This is a genomic window from Pseudoalteromonas sp. P1-25 (assembly GCF_001401805.1).
GTDB lineage: Bacteria > Pseudomonadota > Gammaproteobacteria > Enterobacterales > Alteromonadaceae > Pseudoalteromonas.
On record NZ_LKDW01000059.1, the window covers coordinates 1 to 4325 of the forward strand.

Sequence of the window (4325 nt, forward strand, 5' to 3'; positions counted from 1 at the left end):
TGACCGCTGACCGCTGACCGCTGACCGCTGACCGCTGACCGCTGACCGCTGACCGCTGACCGCTGACCGCTGACCGCTCTATAATTTAACCTCTCCCTCTTTTAACTCTCTATACTCTCCACTTGCTAAGTTTTCGTCCAGTATAATATTCCCTATTTGCTCGCGGTGTAGTTCTACCACTTTGTTACCTACTGCGGCTAACATGCGTTTAACTTGATGGTATTTACCTTCGCTGATTGATAAGCGTAAGCTGTAGGTGGCAAGTGCTTCAGCTTTAGCTGGGCGGGTGAGATCTTTTTCGTTGTGAAGTTGTACGCCGTTGCGTAGTTGTTCTAATGCGTCTTCGGTTATAGGCTCTTGGGTTTCTACTAAGTAGGTTTTTAATTTGTTGTGCTTAGGCGAGGTTATACGATGCGACCAGTCGCCATCGTTGGTAATAAGCACTAAGCCAGTAGTATCTATATCAAGGCGACCTGCTACATGAAAGTCGGCCATATTTGGCTCATCGAGCAAATCAAATACGGTGGGGTGTAGCTCATCTACATTAGCACACACGTAGCCTACAGGTTTGTGCAGCATAAAGTAGCGCTTGCCTAAAAATACCATAGGCTCGCCAGCAAATGTTACTTCATCTTGCTGGGTTATTTGAAAATCGAACGCGGTAATAACTTCCCCATTAACTTGCGCTTCTTGGCGCTTAATTGCAGCGCGTGCTTTTGAGCGTGGCAGCTCTGCTAGGTGGCTAATAAATTTATCTAAGCGGCAAGGGAATTTCATTTTAGTTCACATTTTTAGTCGGCTACAATGGGCGCGATTATAGCCGATAGTGAAACCCCATGACAGTAAACTACCCACAAATATTAAAGCTCTATCAAGCAAAAATTGAAGCGGGTGAACTACGATTTGATAACGCTCAGCATAGTGCGGTAAATGCGTTAAATAATTTGAGCACACAGTTATGCACAAAAAAATTGTGGTGGCAAAAAACGCCATTCGTTAAAGGGGTTTATTTGTATGGGCCGGTAGGGCGGGGTAAATCTATGTTGATGGATTTATTTTATAAAAACTTACCCACTGAGCGTAAGCAGCGGCTGCATTTTCATCACTTTATGGCGCAGGTACACGCCCAACTTGCTCAATTACAAGGGCAAAAAAATCCACTTACATTGATTGCCAAACAGTGGGCTAAAAATATAAACGTGCTGTGTTTTGATGAGTTTTTTATAAGTGACATTGGCGATGCAATGATTATGGCAAGGTTATTTAATGCCCTGTTTGATTGTGGGGTTGTGCTGGTGGCAACCTCTAACGTAAAGCCTGAACAGCTCTATCGTAATGGCCTGCAACGTGCGCGGTTTTTACCTACAATCGATTTAATTAATAACCACTGCCACATAGTCAGTGTGGCCGGGCAAGAAGATCACCGCTTTAGATACGGTAAAAACAACCGCCACTATTTTATTAATTTACCCAATGATGAGTTTAATAAGCTTTTTATTAAACAGTATCCGCAAGCGACTAAAAATCAAAGTTTACAGGTACACTCGCGCGCTTTACCGTATTTATTTAAAGCAAATAACGCACTGATGATTGATTTTATGGCGCTTTGCTCTGGCCCACGAAGTGCGCAGGATTATATGCTTTTAGCCAAACAGTTTAATGTTTTATATATAGCAAATGTGCCAAAAATGGGTGTAGGCGCAACGGGTAAGGTAATAGTGCATGGTATTGAAGATAGCTACCAACGAGAAAAGCAAACCCTTGATGAGCATTATTTAGATGACGAAGCGAGGCGCTTTATTGCATTGGTAGATGAATTTTACGATTGCCACAAGTTGTTAGTCATTAATGCGCAGGCACAGATAGAAACGCTTTATGAAGGTAAAAAATTGAGCTTTGAATATGCGCGAACACAGTCGCGTATTGTTGAAATGCAAAATTGGTAATTAGCGCTGACGCTAAGTTTATTTATAGGCGCTTTGCTTGCGTGTTGGTATAAAAATACTGGTATTTCAACTTTGTGCGAGAGCAAGCTTCACACCTAAAACTGAAATAACACAGGTGCAGAGGGTCTTGTAGACGCGCAGCTTGCTGGCGTTTAAAAGCAGCGCTTTTACGTCGTGTTTAACCCCTTTGATAATGCTATGAGAAGCTTTGCATCAATCCTGAGCAAGCTTTAAGTCTACATTAAATATTAGCACGGTGATTAAATTTACTTGTAGATTATTTGCCTGCTTGTGCAGCAGGCAAAGCGTTTAATTAACCTTTATAACCATTAGGGTTATTTGACTGCCAACGCCATGTATCTTCCATCATGGCATCTATTCCGCGTTCTGCTTTCCAGCCTAGCTCCTTAAGTGCTTTTTCTGGCGCGGCGTAGCATGCAGCAATATCGCCAGGGCGGCGAGGCGATACTTGATAAGGTACGTCTTGGCCACTGGCTTTTATAAAGGCGTTAACCATTTGCAGTACAGAGTAACCATTGCCTGTGCCAAGGTTATATACCAGCGCGCCGGTATTGTTGGCAATTTTATCAAGCGCTTTTAAGTGGCCCATCGCTAAATCTACAACGTGAATATAGTCGCGCACGCCGGTGCCATCAACGGTGTCGTAGTCGTCACCAAATACAGCAAGTTGTTTTAATTTACCTACTGCAACTTGGGCAATAAAGGGCAGTAAGTTATTTGGTATACCGTTAGGATCTTCGCCAATTAATCCCGACTCATGGGCGCCCACAGGGTTAAAGTAACGCAAAATAGCAAATGCAAAGCGTTCATCTGATTTAACAATATCTTGTAGCATCATCTCAACCATCAGTTTTGATGTGCCATACGGGTTTGTTGTGCCACCTACCGGGAAGTCTTCTTTAATCGGTAAGCTTGCAGGGTCGCCGTAAACGGTTGCTGATGAGCTAAATACGAGTTTAAATACGCCTGCATCACGCATGGCATCTACAAGTGTTAGCGTACCTTGTACGTTTGTTTGATAGTACTCAACAGGTTTAGCCACCGACTCACCAACCGACTTTAAGCCCGCAAAATGAATTACGCTCTCAATGGTGTGCCTTGCAAAAATGGCATCTAAAAAAACTTTATCTAAAATGTCGCCTTGGTAAAACGTGGCTTCTTTACCTGTGATTTGCTTTACGCGGGCAAGCGATTCTTTTGATGCGTTACTCAAATTATCAACAACAACAACTTCGTTGCCTTGCTGTAAAAGTTCTAAAACGGTGTGTGAGCCTATATAGCCTGCGCCGCCTGTTACTAAAATTGCCATGAATGCTCCGTGGATACCTTTTTCAATTATTTTAATTTCACCATAAATAGTGATGATTTACATGCTTTATCTGTAACTTTTATTACTGAGAGGGGGTCATATAGTTAGATGCATATTAAAGTAGTTTAAATGTCGCATTAAGTTATAGTTAATCAATCACTGCTAAAATCGTTAGTTATATTACTGGGCTAAGTCTAAATAATTAGTACTGCCCCTTTGGAGAATGCTATGAATTCAGTTAAATCAATCGCTATGGCAATGTGTATTACATTACCTGCATTTGCACACGCTGGAGAATCTGTAGTTAAGTGGCAAGATTTTAAAGACTACCGCGACGTGCGCGCTTCTAGCCAGGGCAAAGCGTCGTACCATAAACAAATTGCTACTCAGTTTGAAAAACATTTTTCTAAACTTGCCGAGCAGTTGCCAAAAGGCTACAAGCTAAATTTAGAAATAACCGATATCGATTTAGCAGGCGATGTACGCTATGGCGGTATGGATGAAATACGCGTAGTAAAACCTATTTATTTTCCTCGCATTAAGCTCAATTACTCGCTTGTAGATAACGATGGTAGTGTAATAAGTGAAGCAAACGATGTAGAGCTGAAAGACATGGGCTTTATGGATAAAATTAAAATGGGTCGCGATGAGCCGTTTTTTTATGAAAAACGCTTAATTACAGAGTGGTTTGGCGAGCAAATTTTAGCAAATTTAGATTAGGCAGTGCTGTGTGAACAGGTTTCACTGTTTCGATTAAAGTCACGAAGTTGCAATCATCGCCAAGTAGACGCGCAGCCTGCTGGCGTATAAAAGCAGCGCTTTTAATTGGTTATTATATTTTAAAACCATAAGAATCTGCGCTTCTTACGTGAGCAAGCTCTACGTCTACAACCGAAATAAGCGCTGGGGCTAAATTTATTGTAGGCGCCTTGCTTACTAGTGTATATGTAATTTATTCTGGCTAACCGCTAACCGCTAACCGCTAACCGCTAACCGCTAACCGCTAACCGCTAACCGCTAACCGCTAACCGCTAACCGCTAACCGCTAA

General features: G+C 42.2%; 4 protein-coding genes. 2 read left to right on the forward strand and 2 right to left on the reverse strand.

The window, feature by feature from the left end:
* Positions 1-78: 78 nt before the first annotated feature.
* Positions 79-777 carry a 16S rRNA pseudouridine(516) synthase RsuA gene (rsuA, locus tag AN393_RS19350; RefSeq protein ID WP_055018925.1) on the reverse strand — a complete coding sequence of 233 codons (699 nt, stop codon included), beginning with the start codon at positions 775-777 and terminating at the stop codon, positions 79-81.
* 59 nt (positions 778-836) lie between these two features.
* Between rsuA and zapE the strand changes: the two genes are divergently transcribed.
* On the forward strand, positions 837-1946 hold the full coding sequence (zapE, locus tag AN393_RS19355) for a cell division protein ZapE (protein ID WP_055018926.1): 1110 nt from the start codon (positions 837-839) through the stop codon (positions 1944-1946).
* A gap of 313 nt (positions 1947-2259) precedes the next feature.
* Here zapE and galE read toward each other — a convergent pair whose 3' ends face one another.
* Complete coding sequence (gene galE, locus AN393_RS19360) at positions 2260-3276, reverse strand: UDP-glucose 4-epimerase GalE (RefSeq protein ID WP_055018927.1); 1017 nt, start codon at positions 3274-3276, stop codon at positions 2260-2262.
* A gap of 228 nt (positions 3277-3504) precedes the next feature.
* Here galE and AN393_RS19365 point away from each other — a divergent pair, with 228 nt between their 5' ends.
* Positions 3505-3996 (forward strand): DUF3016 domain-containing protein, encoded by a 492-nt coding sequence (locus tag AN393_RS19365; protein ID WP_055018928.1) that lies wholly within the window; start codon positions 3505-3507, stop codon positions 3994-3996.
* Positions 3997-4325 lie beyond the last annotated feature (329 nt).

What these genes read in the sequence shown, in the direction of transcription:
- AN393_RS19365 (WP_055018928.1), top strand. Translation starts at nt 3,505, where the DNA reads ATGAATTCAGTTAAATCAATCGCTATGGCAATGTGTATTACATTACCT.
- zapE (WP_055018926.1), top strand. Translation starts at nt 837, where the DNA reads ATGACAGTAAACTACCCACAAATATTAAAGCTCTATCAAGCAAAAATT.
- galE (WP_055018927.1), bottom strand. Translation starts at nt 3,276, where the DNA reads ATGGCAATTTTAGTAACAGGCGGCGCAGGCTATATAGGCTCACACACC.
- rsuA (WP_055018925.1), bottom strand. Translation starts at nt 777, where the DNA reads ATGAAATTCCCTTGCCGCTTAGATAAATTTATTAGCCACCTAGCAGAG.